A 20,867-nucleotide genomic window follows, 5' to 3' on the forward strand; every position below is an offset into this window, starting at 1 on the left:
TTCTTGATCAGGAGCTGGCTCTTGCCGTCGTACATCGTCACCGACCAGAAGGCGTTGACAGGCGGCAGCTGCCCGGCGGGGAAGGTGATCGTGTAGTTGTGCTTGCTGGCGTCGATGGTCTCGCCGGCCGCCGTCACGCGGGTGAAGGGATACGTCGCTTCAGCGGGATCGTTGCCGTAGATGCCGGACTTGGCCGCGGCAGCGCGCATCAGCCAGTCGCCCTTGAAGAAGGCACGATCGCCAAAGAACGAACCGACGCTCCAGCCATTGATGTTCTTCACCCCGCTGGCCGCAAATTTTTCGACCTTTTCGTCGCCTTCCTTCATGGCCAGCAGAGCGACGGCCTTGTGTTCGAGCGAAAGATCCTTGAACTCGAAGGTCTTGCCTGGGCCGATGCCGATGCGCGAGAGCCTGGCCCGCAGGTCCTTGTCTTCCGGGGTGGGCGGCACGTACTGCAGCGCGGCGTCCAGGTACTCGAAGTAGTTCTGCTTGATCCCGGCAGTGGTGGCCGGTACGAATGTGACGGCCGGGGCGGCCGGCGGCGCTGGCTGCTTCAGAAACGCGGAAAGCGGCTGCGCCTGGTAGCCGGCCTGCACCTTCTCGACGTTCGAGATGTCCTTGGGGTCGATGAGCTGGGTGCGGATCAGCGCGACCGAAAACGGGGTCGTCGACGTGAACACCTTCTTGATCCCCGCCGGCGTCTCGCCCTTCCAGTCCGGGCCGACCACCATGTAGTCTCCCGGCGCGTTGCCGGTGGCGCGGCTGCCGATGTAGCCGTAGTTGTAGGTATTGCCGTCGACCAGTTGCACGGCGTAGTAGCGCTGCTTCTCCACGGCAGGCACCGAAATCACCATCGGCTCTGCGCGCAGGTCCATCCAGACAAAGGAATAGGGCGTGTCGCTGTTGGGCGTGACGATCGCCGTATCCTCGTAGGTGGCGACGTGGTGCTGGTTGTTGATCTTGTTGAAGGGCGCCTTGAACTGGCTGGACTTCGAGTCCACGGCGAACTCGTACATCACCGCATAGTTCATCACGAGCGGAAGACCGTAGACGAAGGCCTCTTCCGCGATCGCCTTGGTCTCCGCGATGCTGGGCGCGGCCACGCCTTTGGCGGCATCGGCCTTCTCCGCTTGGCTGATCGGATCGACCTTGCTGGTGCAGCCAACTGTCAGGCTGAGCACCGCGGCGAGTACCGTCAGTCGTTTCATCAGTTCCGCTTTCATGTTTGTCCTTCCAACTTGCAGATCGGGATCCGTGCACTGTTGGCACGGCCCGCGTGAGGATGACACCGGCTCCAATGGGTGGCAACTGCCCTAAAGGGCAGTTTCGATGGACGTTGGTCTGACGTACAGGATGCCGGCCAGGGCAATTGAGACACGCTCGGCGCCCTTGACGACCAGGTTCCATCGAGGATCGATGGCGGCGGATTCCAAGCCGCTGCGCAGCTTACAGGGCTTGCGCGACGACGGGCATGGGTCCACAGGCCCCGGTTCAGGCTGCCTGGCGCATCACTTCGTCGAATGCGCGCAACGGCTTGATGAACGGCGCGAGCAACTGGCCCGATGCCTCGCTTGTCAGCACCTCGGACGGCGCGAGCTTGATGACCGTGCGCGCCGCCGGGTTCGGCTCCCAGACGTCTTCCCCGATCAGGCGGCAGCGCTCGTCGTAGGGCCAGAACATCTGCAGGCCGGGCACGCGCAGCAGGTAGTACGAGTTCTCGTCGTCGACCTCGATGCCGTTCGCCTTCAGGGTCTTGCCGTGCGTCTGCTGGTACATGGTGCTGACCGAGGCAATGAAGTTGTCCGCTACAGCGATCTTCTCGTCCTCGGCGTAGAAGATCGACTGGTGCGTCTGGGCCCACAGTGCATAGAAGCCCTTGACGGACTCGGTGCCCTCCAATGTGGCATGGTTGCCCGCCATCTCGAAGTGATAGACGGGGTTCGGCGCGGTCATCTCCGGCGCGAAGATTTCCTCGTAGCGACCGGCGATCTCGAGAAAGCGGTGACGGTAGTAGGCCTCGAGCATGAAGCGGTGCCGCGGGTTGGTCGTGACTTCCATGAGCTCGTCGATCGCGCGGTTGGTTTTGCGCACGTCCAGGTTCGGGTTGCCAAGAATGGCCATGTGGTTCCTCGATGAGTGGGGGGATCGACGCATGATCGATCGCGCGCGCACCCTGTGCAAAGTCCCAAACCGACACCTGCACGTCCGTTGGCGACATCCGGGTGGAAACCCTATGAAGCCGACTCCGATGGTCGAGTCGCAAGCGCGTTGTTACCATTTCCGCCCCATGTACCCCTAGCGAGTCATCGAATGAAGACGATGAATAGCGGCGCTCGAGCCACCAAAACCGTGCCGGCTCGCTATCTTTCGCTGCTTCTGGGACGCCTCGCGACGCAGGGGGTCGATACCGCGCGCCTGCTCGATCTCGCGAAGGTTGAAGCCGCCCGTTTCGAACGAAGCGACGGCGTCCTGGAGCCGAACGAAGTGGAAGCCCTGGTCGAGTGGGCCTATCGACTCACCGGCCGCACCGACCTTGGATTCGAACTCGGGCAGGCGATCAAGTTGAATTCGCACGATCTGATGGGCTACGCGATGCTCAGCTGCCGCGACCTGGACCACTTCATGCAATTCACCAGCCGCTACTATCACTTCATCATCACGCTGTTCACGATGAAGTACGCGCGGCGGTCGGGTCTCGGCGAGGTGGTCTTCAGCCCTGCGGCCGTGATGCCTCTGCGCACCATGCATTTTGCGATCGAGGCCATCGCCGTTTCGCTGCACACCCAGGTCCGGTTGCTGTTCGGCTCCGAGATTGCGTACGACATCCACCTCGGAATGCCGGCGCCCGCGCATGCAATGCGCTATGCCAGCTTGGCGCCTGCGCGTTTCCACTTCGATGAAGGTGCGCTCCCTGGCATCCGCGTGGTCTTCGACGGCGAGCTGTTGAATCGCCCGCTGCCCATGCCATCGCCCACAGTGGTTCAGCAAATCGAGCAGCGGCTGCATGTGCTGCAGCGGCGGCCCGTGCCTGGCGGCGAATGGGGTGCCTACATCTCGATGCTGCTGCGCGAGACGCAGGGGCAACAGCTCACGCTTGAAGAGATCGCGCAGCGCATGAACGTCTCGGATCGGACCATCGATCGCAACCTGAAAAAAGAGGGGTTGAACTTCCGTGATCTCTCACAGCGGGTACGGGTCGAGCGGGCACAGGAACTCCTGGCGAGGCCAGGTGCGACGGTCCAACAGGTCTCCCTCCAGCTCGGCTTTCGCGACGTCGCCAATTTCGCGCGGGCGTTCCGGCGCGACGCAGGCGTCACGCCAAGCGAATACCAGCGCAACTTCCGCAAGCTTGCGCAATCTTCGGTCTCCGGCTCATAGCCGGCGGCGCGTCGAAGAGGCGCAGGACCTCGGTCATTCAAGCTCTCCTTCGTTGAGGTGGTCCGAATCGATCGAACACGCAAAGCGGACGCACGGTGCGATTGACGAAATCTTGTTACAACGCGACGCGCATCCTTCTTACAGCGCTGATCTCGGAAGCCGTGCAACGATTCACGACTCGTCGAAAGGGGGTCGTCATGAAGTCCCACCGATTTCGCGCGCGCGACGTTGACAGGGTCGTTCTGCGGGTCATCGTTGCTGTGCTCCTCGTCGCCGTCGGCACGCTGGCTTACCAAATTTACAACCGGGATCCAGATGGGGCCTTTGGTACGGGGGCGACTTCCATTCAAGTAGCGCCGCAGATCGACCCAGCGGGACATCGAACCACCAGGATGCTGGAGGCCTCCGGCCGAATTGCGCCAGTTCCTCGCCCGGGGCCGCGTGTGCTCGTCGAGAGGAAAGGTGCTTGATCACAGGTGCATCAATCCGCGACAGCCATGGCGCGGCGATGGCATCCGGATCTGCACTCTCTTGACACACCATGCGCTTGCAGCGGAAAACAGGAATCGCCATCGGCCTTGCCGTGTTGACGGTGCTGGTGGTCGTTTGGTGGCAGTGGCCCGCGCGCGTGGAAGTTGCACTGCCCACGCGTGGCCCCGCCATCGAGGCGGTGTATGCCACCGGCACCGTCGAGCCGACCGTGATGGTGCCAGTGGCGCCGCGCGTCGGCGGTCGGCTGGTGGCGATCGACGCTCAAGAAGGCGAGAAGGTCAAGCGCGGGCAGATGCTGGCGCGCATCGAGTCGATTGACCTTGATCAGACCGTCGAGGAGATGCGCGCGCGCGAACAGCTGGCGCGGGCCCAGTTCGAGCGCACACGCGTTCTGGTGGCGAAGAGCTTCGTCGCCCCGGCCGAGCTCGACCGCACGCGTAGCGAGCTGCGTGCCGCGCAAGCAGCGGCCAGGCGGGCCGAAGCGCAGCGCGACTACAACCAGCTCGTGGCCCCGGCCGACGGCGTGATACTGCGCCGCGATGGCGAAGCCGGCCAGTTCGTGCCTGCCGGCCAAGCGGTGTTCACGCTGGCCTGCTGTGCACCGTTGCGCGTGACGGCCGAGGTCGACGAAGAAGACATCGCACGCGTCGAAGTGGGCCAGAAGGTCTCGATGCGCAGCGATGCCTTGCCCAACCGCCTGTTCGAAGGCGAGGTGGGCGAGATCACGCCCAAGGGCGACCCGGTCTCGCGCAGCTACCGGGTGCGCATCCGGCTGGCCGACGCACCGGCGGTCGATGCCGGCCCGATGCGAAGCGGCATGACGATGGACGCCAACCTGATCGTGTCGCGGCGTGAAGGCGCGCTGCTGGTGCCCAATCGCGCGCTGAAGGCGGATGTGGTGTGGGTGTTGGCACAAGGCCGACTGCAGCGGCGCACCGTGGTCAAGGGCGTCGTCGGTGGCGAGCGAACCGAGATCGCCTCCGGGCTCGCGGATGGCGAGATGGTGGTGCTGTCGCCGCCCGATACGCTGCGCGACGGGCAGCGCGCGCGCAGCGTGCCGGCTTCGGCGGCATCGTCCAGGAACTGATGTCATGGCGATCGCCCTCGACATCGCGCTGGCGCACCTGACGAGCCGCAAACGGCAAACGCTGGTCTCGCTCACCGGCGTGGTGCTCGGCGTCGCATTCTTTCTCGCCGTGTCGGGGTTGATGCGCGGCTCGGAGACCGACTTCCTCAAGCGTCTGGTCGACAACAGTCCGCACATCACCGTCTACGACGATGTGCGCCAGGGGCGCGTGCAACCGGCCGCGCTGAGTTGGCCGGATGGCGCGGTCAGCGTGCGCAACGTGCGACCGCTGCGCGAAACGCGTGGCATCCGCGGCTGGCAGCAACGGCTCGCCATGATCGAGACGCTGCCGGGTGTGCGGGCCGCGCCGGTACTTGCCGACGCGGCCGTGCTGACCTTCGCCGGACGCCAGCAGGGGGTCACCTTGTCCGGGGTGGTGCCCGAAAAGATGAAGCATGTGACGACCATCGAGGAGAAGATGCTCGAGGGTTCACTCGACGCGCTGTCCGCCGATCCCAACGGCGTCGTCATCGGTCGCGGGCTGGTCGACAAGTTCAGCCTGCACCTGGGCAGCACACTGATCGTGCTGGCCGCCGACGGCACCAGCCGGTCCTTGCGCGTGGTGGGTATCTTTCGCACCGGCAACGCCGCCTATGACGAAGCCCAGGCCTTCGTGCTTCTCAAGCGGGCGCAGTCGCTGCTGGGGCGCGAGAATCGCGTCAACCGAGTGATCATCCAACTCACCGACCCCTACACGGCGCAAAGCGTGGCGCAGACCATCGAAGCCGCCACCGGCTACAAGTCCGTGTCGTGGATCGAGGCTTCAGAAGACCTGCTGAGCCTGCTGCTTGTGCGCAACCTCATCATGTACAGCGTGGTCTCGGCGATATTGGTGGTCGCCGCATTTGGCATCTACAACACGATCTCGACCATCGTGATGGAGAAGACACGCGACATTGCCATCATGAAATCGATGGGTTTCCATCCGCGCGACCTGCGCCGCATTTTCCTTCTCGAAGGGCTGATCGTCGGAGTCATCGGCAGCGCCTTGGGCGAGTTGCTTGGCCTGGTGCTGATGTATCTGATGGAGCAGATCGAGATCAGGCCGCCCGGGGTGACCGAGATCGTGCATCTGCCGATGTTCTGGGGCGCCGAGCAGTATGCGCTGGCGGCGGCGTTCGCGATGCTGTCGTGCGTCGCGGCCTCGTATCTGCCCGCGCGGCGCGCCGGGCGCGTGCGTCCGGTGGACATCTTGCGGGGTGCGGCGTGAGTGGTGCTCAATCGCCGTCCGGCCCCGTGATTCGCGTCGAACACGTGACGCGCACGCTCGGCGGCGAGGTGCCTGTCACGCTGGTGAACGACGTCAGCCTGCAGATTGAACGCGGCGAATTCGTCTGCGTGATGGGACCGTCGGGTTCCGGCAAGTCCTCGCTGCTGTACTTGCTGGGGCTGCTCGACGCACCCACCCAGGGGCGCGTCTGGATCGACGGCGAAGACACGAGCGGGTTTGATGAGGACCGGCTCACCGATTTTCGGTTGGTGCGGCTGGGCTATGTATTCCAGTTTCACTTCCTGTTGCCCGAATTCAGCGCGCTCGACAACGTGTCTCTGCCTATGCGCAAGCTCGGCCGCGTCTCCATCGAAGCGGCCAGGGCGCGCGCCGGCGAGCTCCTGGACAGGATCGGGCTGGAGGGCCAGCACCACAAGCGGCCAAGCCAATTGTCGGGCGGCCAGCGCCAGCGCGTGGCGATCGCCCGCGCGCTGGCAAACGACCCGCTTGTGGTCCTCGCCGACGAGCCAACCGGCAACCTCGATTCGGCCGCCAGCACCAACGTGCGCGACATCCTGCGCAACCTGACTCACGAGTTCAACAAGACCGTGGTCGCCGTCACACACGACGCCGACTTCGCCTCGGCCGCGGACCGGCGAATCGGTATCGTCGACGGCCGCATCGATATGGCGTGGCGGCCGGGATGACCGCACGACGGTCGGTGCGCGCGCGTCGCAGTACGTTCGGCACACGCATGAACCATGGGCGGCCGCCCGCGATTGATCATCTCGAAGGGAACGTTGTTCGGCCGGATGTGCTCACCCGCCGTAGTGATGATTCCCCGACGGGAGGTTCAAGACCTGGGGAGATGCTCAGAAAAGAACTTGCTGTGAGGTTGTCAGGGCCATGAAATTCTCCCCCATCGGCTGGAGGATGGCGTCGGCAATCGGCTGCAGCTGCTTGGTCAGGTAGTGTTCGTAGTCGATGCGGGAATGGCGCGTCTCCAGCGGCTCCGGCCCGTTTCGAGTCATGACGTAACGAATCCAGCCACCTTTCTGATACTGCTTGGGTCGGTTGACCCGACCGTTGTACTCGTCGGCGATGCGTGCGGCGCGGACCTGCGGCGGCACGTTGACCAGGTAGGCATCGAGTTGATGACGCAAGCGCTTCCTGTAGATGAGAAGGTCATCCATCCGGCCAGCCAGCATCGACTGCGCATAGTCGGTCACGAACTCCTTGTAAGGGTCGCCGTGGAAGATGCGCGAAAGCAGACCCTCCTGGAACTGGCGCGCCAACGGGGTCCAGTCGCTGCGGGCCATCTCCAGGCCGCGGTAGACCATCTCCTCCTTGCCCGTAGCGTCCACGCTCAGGCCAGCGTAGCGCTTCTTGCTGCCCACGTCCGAGCCACGAATGGTGGGCATGAAGAACTTCTTGTAGTGGGTGTCGAACTCGATTTCGAGGAAGTTCTCCAGCCCGTGCTCCTCGCGGAGGGTGCGCGTCCACCAGTCGTTGATGTCTCTCACCAGGTTCGCCGCGATGGCGTGCGCCTGCTCGATGGTGTGGGTGCGCCTGAGCCAGATGAAGATGGAGTCGGTGTCACCATAGATCGCCTCGTAACCCCGGTTCTCCACGAATTCGCGCGTGAGCTTCATCATCTCGTGCCCACGCAACGTGACGGCAGAGACGACCTGGGGATTGAAGAAGCGGCAGTCGGCCGCACCCAGCACTCCGGCGAAGGAATTCATGAGCAGCTTCAAGGCTTGCGACAGCGACTCGTTCCTGGCCAGCTTGGCCTCGTCCCGAGCCCGCCAGAGGGTGGTCACGATTTCCGGCAGGCAATGCTTCTCGCGCGAGAACGAGGTCCCTCGCGGACCCTTGATGACCATTGCCGGGTCGCTGGCGTTCGAGCCTTCCACAAAGCCCACAGGGTCGACCAGGAACGTTCGAATGATCGAGGGGTAGAGGCTCTTGTAGTCCAGGACCACGACAGAATCGTAGAACCCTGGCTTCGAGTCCATCACGTACCCGCCAGGAAAGGCCTTGCTCGGAATCTCGCCCACGTTGGGCGCCACGTAGCCCAGGCGATGCATCCGCGGCAGATAGTGGTGGCTGAACGCGGCAATGGAGCCACCGAAGTGATCGGCCTGCAGGCCCGTGGTGTGGGCGCGTTCCATCATGAACTCCAGCAGCCTCGCCTTGTCGAAGATGCGCAGAACCAGCTCGCAGTCCCGGATGTTGTAGAGCGCGAGCGCGGGCTTGTCTTCCTGGTACCGCCGCTCGATCTCGGCCATCTTGTCGTACTCGTCGCCGATGGCCTTGCCCTCGCCCAGCAGTTCCTGTGAAACGGCCTCCAGGCTGAAGGAAGGAAAACTCCTCGACGCGGCTTTGAGTGCATCGATGCCGTCGATGACCACCCGGCCGGGCACGGCCGCGAACAGGTAGCCCTGCTTTCCCGGATGGGTCCGCCAATCGATGGGCCGACGCTCTCGCCCGAGAAGGAACTTTGCCCCACACGCGTCGGCTGCCTTCTGAAGCACTCGCAGGTCGAACTGAATGACGCTCCATCCGATGATGACGTCCGGGTCGTTCCGCTCGAACCAGTCATTGAGCCTCTCGAGCATGGCCTTGCGGGTCGGGCAATAGATGAGCGAGAAGTCCAAGGGCTCCCCCGGCTCAGGTGGTGGCTCGCCCAGCATGAAGACCACACGGTCTTCCTTGCCGTCGAGCGCAATGGAATAGAGCTCCTCGTCTTGACTCGTCTCGATGTCCAGCGACACCACTTTCAGCACCGGCCGGAAATGGGGCGCAGGCTTGAGCTTGCAGTCGACGATGGTGGAGCGGTCTGCCCTCCCTCCCTCCACCAGCACGCCAGCCGTGATGAATCGCTCCATCAGGTAGCGGTCGTGCGGGCGCACGTCGGCTTCGAGCAGGGGAATGCCCTGTGGCCGGAGAGCGCGTGCCAGTTGACCCAGTTGGCGGAAGTGCCTCGCATAGACACCGACAACAGTTTCCTGATGGAATGTCTTCAACTCAAGCTCACGCACTTGCACCGCTGGCATGGCGGCAAGGTGCGCTTCGACGGCCGCCCTGTGCTTCGATTCGACGAACGCGACAGAGGTCTGGGCGGTCAGGACCACTTTCATCGGCCCCGCATCTGTTGCCAGCCAGTACTCGATTTCGGTGCCGGCCGTGACATCACGCCAGCGGCGAGTGAGGATGAAGCCCTTGAATTCGGTGGGGAGCACGAGAGCTTAAGGATTCGGGTGGCAAAGGAAGGCGGGCTTGCGCATGACCGATTTTCGCCCGGTTGGGGCCACGCGAGCGAGGCGATCCGCCACAACGTTGGCGGAGGTTTGGCGCATCAGTCCCGGATTCTCGATGGCATCGGTGCGGGCCATCGCAGCCTACAGGCGTGCAGCTGATCTGGACTTGCTGACCGAAGGCCTGCGCATGGCGGGGCTGCCGGAAGAAGCGCCGAGGGCGTGATAATTCCGCTGGCGCCTTCGAGCAATTTCTCTGAAAACATGTTTTCTGCCGATTCCAGCCGCCGCGGCTTCCTCCTCCAATCTTCAGCGCACGGCGCCATCGCGGCGCTCGCGGCAGTGTCTGGCTTCGCGCACGCTGCCGCCGAGAAGAAAGGCAGGGCTGCGGCCCGCATGCCCACGATTTTTATTGGCCACGGCAGCCCGATGAACGCTATCCAGGACAACGAGTTCACGCGCCGAATGGTCGTGTGGGGGAAGGCTTTGCCGACCCCGACGGCCATACTGAGCGTCTCGGCGCACTGGCTCACGCAGGGGGTCACCGGCGTAGGCATCCAGGAGCGGCCCAAGACCATCCACGACTTCGGGGGCTTCCCGCAGGCCCTGTTCGATATCGAATACCCAGCGCCTGGTCACCCGGCCATCGCGCGCGTTGCTGCCGGCCTGGTGACCCAGGGCCGCGTGGTTCCCACGCAGCAATGGGGCCTGGACCACGGCACGTGGACTGTTCTCAAGTACCTCTACCCCAAGGCGGACGTACCGGTCTTCCAACTCTCGGTCGACTACGACAAGCCGGCCTCCTTCCACTACGCCGTTGGCCGCGAGCTTGCCGCGTTGCGGGACCAAGGGGTGCTCATCCTCGGCAGCGGAAACATCGTGCATAACCTGCGGGCGACAGACCGGGGCGTCCCGGACGCCCTGTCCGCGAGCCGCCCCTGGGCTCAATCTTTCGACGATGCGGTGAAGTCTGCCCTGCGCGGACGCGATGACAAGGCGCTCATCGACTTCAGCAAGCTAGCAGGCGCTTCGGTGGCCGTTGCGACGCCCGACCACTACTACCCCTTCTTGTACCCCCTGGGCGCCGCCGGCACCGGGGAGCGCGCGCAAACCATCTACGAAGGTTTCCAGTCTGGGACGCTCAGCATGCGCTGTATCCAGTTCGGATAGGGCACGGCGAGAGACGAAGAACCGGATTGAACCGCATACTCGTCGGCTTGACAGAAGCCAACCATCGGCTGGTTCTTGATGCTCTTCGCTGCCACGTACCGGCGCTGGCTGTGGTCGATGTGTGGCGGCATGACTTCGATCGCGCGCCTTGCTGAGCGCGCCAGGAGCACGTATGAATTCGAAATCTGTGCTTTCCGCGATCGACGACCTGCTTGGCGAGCTGGACACGGTCGACGGGCTTGCGCACCGGCGCAACGGATCGATCTCGGCCGAGCATGGCGTGGGCGTGGCCAAGCGCGACGACTTGAGCGCCTACAAGAGTGAGGTCGAGCCCGAGCTGATGTGGCAGATCAAGTGTGCACTCGACCCGAACAATTTGTTGAACCCTGCAAAGGTGCTACCGCAAGCCAAGCGCAAGGACCGGGCGCCGGCCGAGACCGCCGCCCCGCACCGCGCGTGAGCCTTATCGCTCGATGGTCTTGTTCCACCGCGCATTCCACGCCGGCCGGTTCGCGTTGATGCTCTCCCAGTCCACCGTGATCGCCGTCTTCATGTAGCCGTTGATCGCCGCCACCTGAGCGACGCCTTCGCCCACGGCCGGCGCCTTCGGATTGGTCGGGATCTGGCTGCCGTACTGCAGCACGTTCGCTTGGGCCAGCGGGCTCAGCAGGAACTCGGCGAGCTTCTGCGCGAGTTCCGGCTCGCTGTTGTTGGCGATCACGCACTGGCCCACCATCAACACGACCGCGCCTTCCTTGGGGTTCGCGTATTCGACCGGGATGCCCTTGGTCTTCAGCGCCGCCACCGCCGTCGGCGTGAGCGGAAAAATCGCCGCTTCGCCGGTCTGCACCATCTCGGAGATCTTGGCCGAACTCGGGATGTACTCCAGCACATTCGGGCCGATCGTCGTTGGCCAGGCCTTGAAGCCGGGCTCGACGTTCTGGTCGTTGCCGCCCTGGATGCGGTTGAACATCAGGAAGCCATGCAGGCCGAAGGACGACGCCGAGACCGACTGGAACACCACCTTGCCCTTGAACTTGGGGTCGGCCAGATCCATCCACGAGGTGGGCGCAGCCCAGCCCTTCTCCTTGAACATCTTGGCGTTGTATGCCAGGCCTGTCATGCCCAGGCTCACGCCGCTGGCCATGTCGCCCTTGAAGCGCGCGGCCGGGTAGATCTCGTTGAGCGCGGCGCTCGGGCGCTGCTTCTCGCACAGCCCCATGCCGATCGCGCGGACCATCACGCCGTCGTCGAGGAACATCACGTGCATCTGCGGACGCTCCTTGTTGGCCTGCGCCTTGGCCAGAATGTCCGACGACGTGCCGGGCACCACCACGACCTTGACGTTGTTCAGCTTCTCGAAGGCCGGGAAGACGTACTGTGTGTACGCCTTCTCCATGGTGCCGCCGTTCATGCCGATGTAGATCGTCTTGGTCTGGGCGCCAGCCACGCCGCCGGCAACCAGGGCGGTGACAGCAGCCACCGTGAAGAACGAGCGGCGCACGAGGGGCCGGAGGGCGATGCGGGCAGAGGACATGATGTTTCTTTCGGGGCGGTTGAAGGAGGGATGCAGGGGATGAATGCGGTTCAATGGGCCGGCGCCGGAGTGGCTTCTGGCACGTCGACGAAGCGATCGATGGCAAAGGCGCCGATCGGCGTGCGGCTGCGTCCGTCGCGCACCAGTTCGGCCAGAACCTCCCCAACGGCAGGGCCGATCTGGAAGCCGGCGCCGGCAAAGCCGAAGCCGTGGAACAGGCCCGGCGTCGTGCGGCTGGGGCCGATCACCGGCTGGTGGTCGGGCAGGTAGCCTTCGGTGCCGCCCCAGGTGCGGATGAGGTGCGCATGGCGCAGCATTGGCAGCAGCTCGATCGCCTGCGTCGACAGGCTCGCGATCGTGTCGCGGTCGGAGCGTGCACGGTCGGCATCGAGCAGGCGCCCCGGTCCTCCACCGAGCACCAGATTGCCGCGTGCAACCTGGCGGCAATACACACCGCCGCCCTCGACGCCGAGGCTCCATTGCATGAAGAACGGCAGCGGCTCGGTGACGGCCATTGCGGGACTGCGCGAATACATCGGCACCGTATCGCCGAATTGCCCGGCGACCGCGTTGGCCCAGGCGCCGGCGCAATTGAGCAGCACCGGGGCCTTCACTTCCAGCCCGTTGCCCGTGCGCAGATGAAACAACTGCCCGTCGTGCGCAATCTCGTCGACGCGCGTGCGCTCGTGGATGTCGGCGCCCGCGCGCTGCGCCGCGAGCGCGAAGGCCGGGGACACGAGGCGCGGATTGGCCTGCCCGTCTTCCAGGCACAGCGAGCCGCCGACCGCCTTGCCGCCGAGCCACGGGCACCGTTCGCGCAGCCGCGCGCCCGACAGGATGTCGATGCCGAGCGCGAAGTCGCGTGCGCTGTCGCGGTAGGCCTCCAGCGCGGCCAGATCGGCTTCGCTGCGCGCGATCTTGAAGTGGCCCGAGCGCTGGTACTCGCCGTCCGTGCCGATCAGTTCCGGCAGGCGGCCCCAGATCGCATGCGCACGCTGTGCCAATGGCAACTGGCCGAGGGGCCGCCCCTGACGACGGACGCCGCCGTAGTTCACTCCGCTCGAGCGCGAGCCGCAGAGATCGCGCTCCAGCAGCACCACGCGCAGCCCCATGCCGCGCAATGCCAGCGCGGCCGAACTGCCAACGATGCCGCCGCCCACGATGGCGACGTCGGTGCCGATGCGCTGCGTCATGCGGCTGCTCCTGCGTGCGACGCGCTCGATGCACGCTCCAGCTGGATGGGGATCGGCTTGATCGGCGCCTGCCCGCGGAAGCGGCCCACCTGCTGCACCGGCTGTCCGGTGGCGTGGGCGAGGATCTCGGCGGCGGCGACGCCGCACATCCGGCCCTGGCAGCGGCCCATGCCGACGCGCGTCAGTGCCTTGAGGCGGTTCATCTCGTCGGCGCCGCCGTCCGCGACGCTGCGCCGCAACTCGCCCGCCGTGACGTTCTCGCAGCGACAAACCACCAATTCGTCGGGCGCGTGCGCGGCCCAGTCGGAAGGGAAGGGAAAGGCGCGCTCGAGGCCCTCGCGAAATCCGGTGAGCCTGGCCAGCCGGTGCTGGAGCACCGCTGCACGCTGCGTGTCGATGGCCATGCCGTGATCGGCCAGCAGCGTGAGCGCGGCCAGCTCGCCCGCCCACTCGGCCGCGTCGGCACCCATGATGCCGGCGCCATCGCCCGCAAGGTACACGCCGGCGACGCTGGAGCGGCCGGCCGCATCGCGCTCGGGCAGATGCGCGCGATGCAGCGGCGCAAAGGCGAAGCGGCAGCCCAGCAGATCCGCCAGCTGGGTCTCGGACCGCAGTGCATAGCCGAAGCCGACGCCGTCGCAGTCGAGCGTGTGCTCGCGCCCGGCTTCGCCCCACACGACGGCGCGCACCCGCTCGTCGCCCTCCATGCGCAGCAGTCGCACGCCGCGCCGCAACGGCACGCCGTGCGCGCGCAGCCAGGCGACGTAATGCACCCCCTTCAGGAATACCGCGGGCTGCCTGAGCATCGCCGGCACGGCGGCCAGCTGATCGCCGAAGCGCGCGGTATCGAGCACCGCCGCGACATCGACGCCGGCCTTCGCGTACTGCCAGGCCACCAGGTAGAGCAAGGGTCCGGTGCCCGCGAGCACCACGCGGGAGCCGATGGCGCAGCCTTGGAACTTGAGCGCCACCTGTGCACCGCCCAGCGTGTACACGCCTGGCAGCGTCCAGCCGGGCACCGGCAACACGCGATCGGTGGCACCGGTCGCGACGATGAGCTGGCCGTAGGGCACGGTGCGCGTGGTCTGCGTCGGGCCGTGCAGCACGTCGAGCCCGGCGTCCTGCACGTTCCACACGAGGCTGTCGGGACGATAGTCGATGCGGTCCTGCAGGTCGTCGATGGCCGCATGCACGGCGGTGGCACGGGCGGCCTCGCTGCCGTAGAGCGTCTCGGGCGGCCGGCTGAAATGCGCGGGTGGGCGACGGTAGATCTGGCCGCCGGCGCGCGCGGCCTCGTCGATCAGCACCGGCCGCACGCCGTGCTTCGCGAGCGTTTGCGCGGCACGGATGCCGGCCGGGCCGGCGCCGACGATCGCCGGCTGGAGCGGCGCGGTCATCAACGCCCTCCTCCGCTCAGCAAGGCCATGCCCGGTGCGATGAAGGTCGAGCAGGCGCGAAGCCGCGCACCTTCGGCGGTGGCGATCCAGCAATCCTGGCAGGCGCCCATCAGGCAGAAGCCGGCACGCGGCTCGTGGCTGAATTCGTTGCGGCGCAACTGCGCGCCCTGGGTCAGAACGGCGGTAAGGACGGTGTCGCCTTCGAGCGCCTGCGCCGAACGTCCGTCCAGGGTAAAGGCGACCGCGGCCCGCTTCGTTTCGGCGACCCGGCGCAGCAGCGGCTGGATGGTGTGGTGGCTCATCGGTGTCCGCCCACCAGCACGCGGTCGAGGCCGTAGAGCCTGTCCAGGACGATCATCGCGACCGCGGTGACCGCCACCATCAGCGCCGACACCGCGGCCATCAGCGGGTCGATCGACTCGGTGGCGTACATGTACATCCGCACCGGCAGCGTCACCGTGCTCGGCGAGGTGACGAAGATCGACATCGTCACTTCGTCGAAGCTGTTGATGAAGGCCAGCAGCCAGCCGCCGGTGACGCCCGGCAGGATCATCGGCAGCGTGATGCGCTTGAACACCGTGGCCTGGCTCGCGCCCAGCGACAGCGCCGCCTGCTCCGCGCTGCGGTCGAAACCGACCAGCGCCGCCACCACCAGGCGCAGCGTGTAGGGCGTGACGATCAAGGCATGCGCGAAGATCAGGAAACCGAAGCTGCCGGTGCCGCCGACCAGCGCGAACAGGCGAAGCAGGGCGACGCCCAGCACCAGGTGCGGAATGATCAGCGGCGAGAGGAACAGGCCGTTGAGGAAGTCGCGCCCTGGAAATTCGTAGCGCGTGATCGCCAGGCCGGCAGGCACCGCGACCAGCGTGGCAAGCGTGGCCGACGCAAGGCCGAGCCGCAGGCTGTTCCAGAAGGACTGCATGAAATCCGGGTGCGCGAACACCGCCTCGAACCAGCGCAAGGAAAACTCGGTGGTCGGCAGCGTGAGCGTGTTCTCGGGCGTGAAGGCGACCACGCAGACGACCACCAGGGGCGCCAGCATGAAGGCGATGACAAGCGCGTTGAACGCGAGGGCGAAGGGTCCGTTCTTGCTCATGGTCAACCCAGCGCCTTCTTGTAGCGGCCTTCGACGAGGCGGTTGTAGCTCAGCATCACCACCAGGTTGGCGACCAGCAGCACCAGCGCGATCGCAGCGCCGAGCGGCCAGTTGAGTTCATGCAGGTATTCGTCGTAGACGATGGTCGCGACCATCTTGAGCCGGCGCCCGCCGAGCAGGCCCGGGATCGCGAAGGAACTGGCCGAGAGACCGAACACGATCAGGCTGCCCGAGAGGATGCCGGGCATCACCTGCGGCAGCACCACGCGCCGAAGCGTGGTGATGGGGGAGGCGCCCAGCGACAGCGCGGCGTTCTCGACGCCGGCGTCGAGTTTCTGCAGCGAGGTCCACACCGGGATCACCATGAAGGGCAGCATCACGTGCACGAGGGCGATCACGATGGCCGTCTCGGTGTAGAGCATCTTGATCGGGCCGATGCCGACGATGCCGAGCAGCCCGTTCACCAGGCCTTCGGGCCCGAGGAGCATGCTCCAGCCGAAGGCACGCACCACGACCGAAACCATCAGCGGCGCCAGCACCACCAGCAGCAGGATCGAGCGCCACGGATTGCGCATCCGGCTCAGTACGTAGGCCTCGGGCGTACCGATGAGGACGCAGATCACGGCGACCAGCGCCGAGATCCAGAAGGTCCGCCAGAAGATGCCGTAGTAGTAGGAGTCGGTGAAGAGATGAACGTAGTGATCGAGCGTGAACTCGCCGGCCCTCGGCCCGGTCGCGGCATCGTAGACGTTGAAGGACAGCACGGCTGTCAGCAGCAACGGCACCAGCAGCAGCGCAGTGAAGAGCAGCAGCGCGGGCGTGGACAGCCACCAGGGCGTGGCCTTCCTGGCGATACCGGTCATGCAACCGCCCTCTGCGCCATGGCCGCCTCGTCGGCAGGCAGCAGGCGCGTGCAATGCCCCGGCCAGTCCACGCCGACCGTCGCGCCTTCGTCGAGCGCGTCGCGGCCGTCGTTGGGGCTGAGCACCATCAGGTCGCCGACCCGTGTCGCCACGCGATAGAGCCACTGGCTGCCCAGGAAGAAGCGCTCGCCGACCGTGCCGTCGAGCCGGCCGGAGCCGCTCGCGGTGAACTGGATCTTCTCGGGCCGCACGCTCATCAGCACGGCCGCGCCGGGACGGAAGCCCGTGTCGTCGACATCGACCGCCAGCGGGCCGACCTCGACGCGCGTGCGCGTGCCGGCCGAGGACACGCGGCCTTCGAGCAGGTTCGCCTTGCCGACGAAGGTCGAGATGAAACGGGTGCGCGGATGCTCGTAGCAGCGATGCGGAGGGTCGATCTGGGTCGCGCGGCCGCCTTCCATCACGACGACACGGTCGCTGATGGACATCGCCTCGCTCTGGTCGTGGGTGACCATGATGGTGGTGGTGCCGACCTTGCGCTGGATCTGGCGCAGCTCGAACTGCATCTCTTCGCGCAGCTTGGCGTCGAGGTTGGACAGTGGCTCGTCGAGCAGCAGCACCGGCGGCTCGATCACCAGGGCACGGGCGAGCGCGATGCGCTGGCGCTGGCCACCGGACAGCTGGCGCGGATAGCGATCGGCATGCATCTCGAGGTGCACCAGCGAGAGCGCCTGCGCCACGCGCTCGCGGCGCTCGGCCTTGGGCATCTTGCGCATCTCCAGGCCGAAGCTCACGTTGTCGGCCACCGTCATGTGCGGGAACAGCGCGTAGGTCTGGAACACGATGCCGAGGCCACGGGTGTTGGCCTTGGCATGGGTGATGTCCTTGCCGTCGAGCTCGATGCGGCCGCTGCTGACGGCCTCGAAGCCCGCGACCATCTGCAGCGTGGTCGTCTTGCCGCAGCCCGACGGCCCGAGCAGGGACACGAACTCGCCCTTCTCGACGGACAGGTTGATCGCCGACACGGCGCAGGTCGCGCCATAGAACTTGGTCACGCCGGTGAGCTGAAGAAACGACATCCATGGGCCTTTCATTGCATTCGAGGCAGCGACGGGCTCGGCCGGCAACGCGCACTGCTTCGGCACGCTGCGAGAACTGAATTCCCGCTGCTTTCGTAGTGAATCTATTGCAATAACCGAACCATGAATCCACGGGTATTCCATTAAACGGAACTTTTATGTCTTTTATTCCATTCAATGAAACTATTGAGATAAACTGCCACCAGAATATTCCGCAGGAACAAGGTATGACGACGTCCCCGGCCGCCACTGGCGGCGTGCCCCGCGTGTTTTCGGTGATCCGTGCGCTGGCCGACGCGCAGGCAGACGGTGCGCGGGTGACCCAAGTCGCACGAAATGTGGGCCTGACCCAGGCCACCACGCACCGTTTGCTGCAGTCGCTGATCGGCGAAGGCATGGTCGAGCAGGACGAGCGCAGCAAGCTCTACCGGCTGAGCACCGATTTCTTCGCGCTGGCCGCGAAGGCGGGCAATCCCGGCAACCTGCGAGCGCTGTGCCGCCCGGTCCTGCTGCGCCTGTGCGCGAGCCTCGGCGACAGCATCTTCCTGCTGGTGCGCAGCGGCTTCGAGGCGGTCTGCCTGGACCGCAGCGAGGGCCCGTTTCCGATCCGCTCCTTCACGGGCGACGTCGGCGGCCGCGTGGCCTTGGGCGTCGGCCAGGGGGCGCTGGCGATCCTCGCCTTCCTGCCGCAGGAAGAACGCGAGGAGGTCATCCGCTTCAATCTGGCACGGGTGCGCGAGTACGGTGTCTACGACGAGGTCTATCTGCGCACCGAGATCGAACGGGTCCGCCAGACAGGCTTCGCTGCCCGCAACAGCGGGCTGCTGGAGGGCATGGCCGGCGTCGCCGTGCCGATCCTCGATCGCGAAGGCCGAGCGGTGGCGGCGCTGGCCGTCGGCACGATCGCCGACCGGCTCAATCCCGACCGCCTGCCGACCGTCGTCGAGTTGCTCAAGCGCGAAGCGGCGGCGATCGGACCGAAGATCAATCCCTTCGATGCCACGTTGCGAAGGCCCGCACAAAGCCTGGCGAGTTCGCCTGCGGCGCAGCGCATCGAAAGTGCGCCGGCCGGGTCGAACCCATGACGCCGGTCGTTCCGCGCCTGCTGCTGGTCAATTCAGGAGGAGAAGCTGCAGTCGCCGAATGGCGGGCGCATCTGCAAAGCTTCGCGCCGCATATCGCCGTGCATTGGTGGGACGATCCGTCGGTCTCTCCAGACCGGGTCGACTACGCACTGGTCTGGCAGCCGGAGCCGGGGCGTCTGGCCGCCTTGCCGAACCTGCGACTGGTGCTCAGCGCGGGCGCCGGCGTGGACCACATCACCGCCGATCCCGAATGGCCCCGGCAGGTTCCGCTGATCCGCTCGATACCGCCGGAGACCGCACAACGCATGGGCGAATACGTCGCCATGGCGGCACTGGCGCTGCTGCGCAACCTGAAGCGCCTGGTGCGGCAACAGGATGTCCGCGAATGGACCGCCTTCGAGGCGGAGCGCAGCGCGCCCGACACCTGCGTCGGCATCCTGGGACTGGGTACCCTGGGTGTGCGATCCGCGCAGATGGTGAGCGCCCTCGGCTTCCGGACGATCGGGTGGTCGCGCACCGCCAAGACCCTCGAAGGCGTCGCGTGCTACGCGGGGCCCGGCGAACTGGATGCGTTCCTGGCGCGCTCCGACATCCTGGTCTGCCTGCTTCCCGCCACGCCGCAAACCGAAGGCATCCTGAACGCGCAGCTGCTGGCCCGCCTGCCGAAAGGTGCCGGGCTGATCCACGCCGGGCGCGGGTCGCAGTTGCACCTGGACGCGCTCGTCGCCGCCCTCGATTCAGCCCAGCTGGGCGGAGCCTTCGTCGACGTCTTTGCCGAGGAACCCTTGGCGAAAGATCATCCGGCCTGGTCGCACCCCGGGATCTTCGTCACCCCGCACATTGCCGCGACGGTCACGCGACGCATGCGCGCCAGGTTCTTCGCGCAGCAGATCGCAGCCTTCGAAAAAGGCGAGGCCGTCGAGGGGCGCTTCGATCCGGCGCGCGGGTATTGAGGGGAGGCCTTCACCTGGCCGCAGGCGCCCCATGCGCCTGCGCGACGATCCAGTCGCGAAAGGCCTGCACCAGCGGTGCTTCGGCACGCGACTCCGGATAGACGAGGTAGTACGCGTCGGAGCTCGTGAGGGCTTGCGGAAAAAGGACCACGAGTTCGCCCGCTTCGATCTCCGCTTCGACCAGGAAGCTGGGCAGCAGCGCGGCGCCGAGGCTCGATACGGCGGCCTGCGCGATCATCGCGAACTGCTCGAAGCGCGGCCCGCGCAGCGCCGGCACGCCCGCCGCGCCGACCTGCGCGAACCATTCGGCCCATTGGGTGGGTCGCGTGCTTTGCTGCAGCAACACGACCGCGCCGAGGTCCGCCACGGATCGGATGCCATGCGCACGCTGAAAGGCGGGGCTGCAGACAGGGACCGTGCGCTCGTGCATCAGATATTCGCATCGGGCCCCGGCCCAATGCGGGGCGCCGAAGTGGATGGCTGCGTCGAAGGGCTCCTGCGAAAAATCGAAGGGCTCGGAACGCGCAGCGAAGTTGACCGTCACCTGCGGATGCCGGCCCGTGAAGTCGCCCAGCCGCGGAATCAGCCAACGCGTGCCCAGGGTCGGCAGCACCGCGAGGTTGAGCAGCCCACCGCCGCCGGACAGCGCCATGGCCTTTTGCGTGGCGCCCGAGAACTGTTGAAGCGCGGCGCGCACGTCCGCCGCGTAGACACGCCCCACGTCCGTCAGGACGACCCGCTGGCGCACCCGGTGGAACAGCGCGAGCCCCAACTGTTGCTCGAGCTGGCGAATCTGGCGCGATACCGCGCTTTGCGTGAGATGCAGCTCGTCCGCCGCGCGCGAGATGCTCGCGTGGCGCGAGGCGGCCTCGAAAGCGAGCAGGTCGGCCATGGGCGGCAGGAAGGTCTTGTGGAACATGTCATGCAACGGGGGAATGATCATCTCGCAGGCTGGCGGCCTTATCGCCCTGGCTGGCGAAGACCGCCCCGGGCGAAGTGATGGAAGCCTACTTCATTCGCAATACTCA

18 protein-coding genes and 1 pseudogene are annotated in these 20,867 nt (G+C 66.0%); 8 read left to right on the plus strand and 11 right to left on the minus strand.

The genetic code is table 11. The features are described from left to right. Both AC1DYK_RS26505 and AC1DYK_RS26510 read right to left on the minus strand, forming a co-directional pair. Positions 1-1,223: DUF1254 domain-containing protein (locus AC1DYK_RS26505; RefSeq protein WP_478169015.1), on the minus strand; the 1,223-nt coding region annotated here is incomplete at its 3' end. Positions 1,224-1,491: 268 nt separating this feature from the next. Continuing rightward, complete coding sequence (locus tag AC1DYK_RS26510) at positions 1,492-2,121, minus strand: hypothetical protein (RefSeq protein WP_478169016.1); 630 nt, start codon at positions 2,119-2,121, stop codon at positions 1,492-1,494. Positions 2,122-2,310: 189 nt separating this feature from the next. On the opposite strand from AC1DYK_RS26510, the gene AC1DYK_RS26515 reads away from it, so the two are divergent. The 4 genes from AC1DYK_RS26515 (at position 2,311) to AC1DYK_RS26530 (ending at position 6,913) form a co-directional block, all read left to right on the plus strand. Further along, positions 2,311-3,378 (plus strand): helix-turn-helix domain-containing protein, encoded by a 1,068-nt coding sequence (locus AC1DYK_RS26515; protein WP_478169017.1) that lies wholly within the window; start codon positions 2,311-2,313, stop codon positions 3,376-3,378. A 541-nt stretch (positions 3,379-3,919) separates the two neighbouring features. After that, on the plus strand, positions 3,920-4,957 hold the full coding sequence (locus AC1DYK_RS26520) for an efflux RND transporter periplasmic adaptor subunit (RefSeq protein WP_478169018.1): 1,038 nt from the start codon (positions 3,920-3,922) through the stop codon (positions 4,955-4,957). A gap of 4 nt (positions 4,958-4,961) precedes the next feature. Next, entirely contained in the window at positions 4,962-6,206 is a 1,245-nt protein-coding gene (locus tag AC1DYK_RS26525; protein ID WP_478169019.1) for an ABC transporter permease, read from the plus strand. Positions 6,207-6,232: 26 nt separating this feature from the next. Beyond that, positions 6,233-6,913, plus strand: a complete 681-nt coding sequence (locus tag AC1DYK_RS26530; protein WP_478169020.1) for an ABC transporter ATP-binding protein — start codon at positions 6,233-6,235, stop codon at positions 6,911-6,913. Positions 6,914-7,078: 165 nt separating this feature from the next. Here the strand turns inward: AC1DYK_RS26530 and AC1DYK_RS26535 are convergent, their stop codons facing one another. Next, positions 7,079-9,451, minus strand: a complete 2,373-nt coding sequence (locus tag AC1DYK_RS26535; protein WP_478169021.1) for a DNA polymerase II — start codon at positions 9,449-9,451, stop codon at positions 7,079-7,081. 279 nt (positions 9,452-9,730) lie between these two features. Here AC1DYK_RS26535 and ygiD point away from each other — a divergent pair, with 279 nt between their 5' ends. Then, positions 9,731-10,636, plus strand: coding sequence for a 4,5-DOPA-extradiol-dioxygenase (ygiD, locus tag AC1DYK_RS26540; RefSeq protein ID WP_478169022.1), 906 nt, complete (start codon positions 9,731-9,733; stop codon positions 10,634-10,636). A gap of 229 nt (positions 10,637-10,865) precedes the next feature. Next, positions 10,866-11,096, plus strand: a pseudogene (locus AC1DYK_RS26545) (FAD-binding oxidoreductase); the annotation flags it as partial. A 3-nt stretch (positions 11,097-11,099) separates the two neighbouring features. On the opposite strand, the gene AC1DYK_RS26550 reads toward AC1DYK_RS26545, so the two are convergent. The 7 genes from AC1DYK_RS26550 to AC1DYK_RS26580 are packed head-to-tail and all read right to left on the minus strand — an operon-like array spanning position 11,100 to position 17,801. Further along, positions 11,100-12,173 carry an ABC transporter substrate-binding protein gene (locus tag AC1DYK_RS26550; protein ID WP_478169023.1) on the minus strand — a complete coding sequence of 358 codons (1,074 nt, stop codon included), beginning with the start codon at positions 12,171-12,173 and terminating at the stop codon, positions 11,100-11,102. 50 nt (positions 12,174-12,223) lie between these two features. Next, a complete protein-coding gene (locus AC1DYK_RS26555; protein WP_478169024.1) occupies positions 12,224-13,366 on the minus strand; it encodes an NAD(P)/FAD-dependent oxidoreductase in 1,143 nt (380 codons plus the stop codon). After that, positions 13,363-14,763, minus strand: a complete 1,401-nt coding sequence (locus AC1DYK_RS26560; protein ID WP_478169025.1) for an FAD/NAD(P)-dependent oxidoreductase — start codon at positions 14,761-14,763, stop codon at positions 13,363-13,365. The genes AC1DYK_RS26555 and AC1DYK_RS26560 overlap by 4 nt, the downstream gene beginning before the upstream one ends. Further along, the gene (locus AC1DYK_RS26565; protein WP_478169026.1) at positions 14,763-15,065 is read right to left on the minus strand and encodes a (2Fe-2S)-binding protein; all 303 of its coding nucleotides are present in this window, start codon (positions 15,063-15,065) and stop codon (positions 14,763-14,765) included. Before AC1DYK_RS26565 ends, AC1DYK_RS26560 begins: the two co-directional genes overlap by 1 nt. Beyond that, positions 15,062-15,859: an ABC transporter permease gene (locus AC1DYK_RS26570; protein WP_478169027.1), complete on the minus strand. Its 798-nt coding sequence runs from the start codon at positions 15,857-15,859 to the stop codon at positions 15,062-15,064. Before AC1DYK_RS26570 ends, AC1DYK_RS26565 begins: the two co-directional genes overlap by 4 nt. Before the next feature lie 2 nt (positions 15,860-15,861). After that, positions 15,862-16,722 (minus strand): ABC transporter permease, encoded by an 861-nt coding sequence (locus AC1DYK_RS26575; RefSeq protein WP_478169028.1) that lies wholly within the window; start codon positions 16,720-16,722, stop codon positions 15,862-15,864. Then, positions 16,719-17,801, minus strand: coding sequence for an ABC transporter ATP-binding protein (locus tag AC1DYK_RS26580; RefSeq protein WP_478086993.1), 1,083 nt, complete (start codon positions 17,799-17,801; stop codon positions 16,719-16,721). Before AC1DYK_RS26580 ends, AC1DYK_RS26575 begins: the two co-directional genes overlap by 4 nt. 227 nt (positions 17,802-18,028) lie before the next feature. Here AC1DYK_RS26580 and AC1DYK_RS26585 point away from each other — a divergent pair, with 227 nt between their 5' ends. Further along, the gene (locus AC1DYK_RS26585; RefSeq protein ID WP_478169029.1) at positions 18,029-18,886 is read left to right on the plus strand and encodes an IclR family transcriptional regulator; all 858 of its coding nucleotides are present in this window, start codon (positions 18,029-18,031) and stop codon (positions 18,884-18,886) included. After that, positions 18,883-19,839, plus strand: a complete 957-nt coding sequence (locus AC1DYK_RS26590; RefSeq protein WP_478169030.1) for a 2-hydroxyacid dehydrogenase — start codon at positions 18,883-18,885, stop codon at positions 19,837-19,839. Before AC1DYK_RS26585 ends, AC1DYK_RS26590 begins: the two co-directional genes overlap by 4 nt. Positions 19,840-19,849: 10 nt before the next feature. Here the strand turns inward: AC1DYK_RS26590 and AC1DYK_RS26595 are convergent, their stop codons facing one another. Next, positions 19,850-20,758 carry a LysR family transcriptional regulator gene (locus AC1DYK_RS26595; RefSeq protein ID WP_478086987.1) on the minus strand — a complete coding sequence of 303 codons (909 nt, stop codon included), beginning with the start codon at positions 20,756-20,758 and terminating at the stop codon, positions 19,850-19,852. Positions 20,759-20,867: the final 109 nt, after the last annotated feature.

Source organism: Variovorax sp. P2_H12 (genome assembly GCF_056403395.1).

Excerpts from the sequence above, each read along its gene's own strand:
- AC1DYK_RS26575 (WP_478169028.1), bottom strand. The coding sequence starts at position 16,722 with ATGACCGGTATCGCCAGGAAGGCCACGCCCTGGTGGCTGTCCACGCCC.
- AC1DYK_RS26590 (WP_478169030.1), top strand. The coding sequence starts at position 18,883 with ATGACGCCGGTCGTTCCGCGCCTGCTGCTGGTCAATTCAGGAGGAGAA.
- AC1DYK_RS26550 (WP_478169023.1), bottom strand. The coding sequence starts at position 12,173 with ATGTCCTCTGCCCGCATCGCCCTCCGGCCCCTCGTGCGCCGCTCGTTC.
- AC1DYK_RS26570 (WP_478169027.1), bottom strand. The coding sequence starts at position 15,859 with ATGAGCAAGAACGGACCCTTCGCCCTCGCGTTCAACGCGCTTGTCATC.
- AC1DYK_RS26585 (WP_478169029.1), top strand. The coding sequence starts at position 18,029 with ATGACGACGTCCCCGGCCGCCACTGGCGGCGTGCCCCGCGTGTTTTCG.
- AC1DYK_RS26520 (WP_478169018.1), top strand. The coding sequence starts at position 3,920 with ATGCGCTTGCAGCGGAAAACAGGAATCGCCATCGGCCTTGCCGTGTTG.
- AC1DYK_RS26510 (WP_478169016.1), bottom strand. The coding sequence starts at position 2,121 with ATGGCCATTCTTGGCAACCCGAACCTGGACGTGCGCAAAACCAACCGC.
- AC1DYK_RS26560 (WP_478169025.1), bottom strand. The coding sequence starts at position 14,763 with ATGACCGCGCCGCTCCAGCCGGCGATCGTCGGCGCCGGCCCGGCCGGC.
- AC1DYK_RS26515 (WP_478169017.1), top strand. The coding sequence starts at position 2,311 with ATGAAGACGATGAATAGCGGCGCTCGAGCCACCAAAACCGTGCCGGCT.
- ygiD (WP_478169022.1), top strand. The coding sequence starts at position 9,731 with ATGTTTTCTGCCGATTCCAGCCGCCGCGGCTTCCTCCTCCAATCTTCA.
- AC1DYK_RS26525 (WP_478169019.1), top strand. The coding sequence starts at position 4,962 with ATGGCGATCGCCCTCGACATCGCGCTGGCGCACCTGACGAGCCGCAAA.
- AC1DYK_RS26565 (WP_478169026.1), bottom strand. The coding sequence starts at position 15,065 with ATGAGCCACCACACCATCCAGCCGCTGCTGCGCCGGGTCGCCGAAACG.
- AC1DYK_RS26555 (WP_478169024.1), bottom strand. The coding sequence starts at position 13,366 with ATGACGCAGCGCATCGGCACCGACGTCGCCATCGTGGGCGGCGGCATC.
- AC1DYK_RS26595 (WP_478086987.1), bottom strand. The coding sequence starts at position 20,758 with ATGTTCCACAAGACCTTCCTGCCGCCCATGGCCGACCTGCTCGCTTTC.
- AC1DYK_RS26580 (WP_478086993.1), bottom strand. The coding sequence starts at position 17,801 with ATGTCGTTTCTTCAGCTCACCGGCGTGACCAAGTTCTATGGCGCGACC.